The sequence below is a fragment of the Streptomyces tateyamensis genome, from assembly GCF_003205575.1.
GTDB lineage: Bacteria > Actinomycetota > Actinomycetes > Streptomycetales > Streptomycetaceae > Kitasatospora > Kitasatospora tateyamensis.
In genome coordinates this window covers 1-247 of record NZ_PYBW01000378.1, presented here as the reverse complement: position 1 = coordinate 247, position 247 = coordinate 1, and the positions used below count along the sequence as shown (strand labels likewise).

Sequence of the window (247 nt, the reverse complement as noted above, 5' to 3'; positions counted from 1 at the left end):
TGCTCCAGCGAGGCGGCCGTGACGTCCGGATCCCGGTTGATCACCGCGGACCGGCCGTCGGGCAGCAGGTGCGCCAGCACGTCCGGCGCATGTCGCCAGGACAACCCGTGCCGCCCCAGGTCGAGGCCGCCCAGCACCGGTGAGGCGTACCCGAGGGGGTAGAACGAGCTGTAGAGGTCGCTCAGGTAGCCGGGCGCGGTCACCTCGGCGGAGCGGACCGCGCCGCCGGGCACCGCGGTCGCCTCCA

General features: G+C 74.5%; 1 pseudogene. It reads right to left on the bottom strand.

What is annotated here, in order from left to right:
- Nucleotides 1–247 (bottom strand): annotated as a pseudogene (locus C7C46_RS33810) (NAD(P)/FAD-dependent oxidoreductase); the annotation flags it as partial.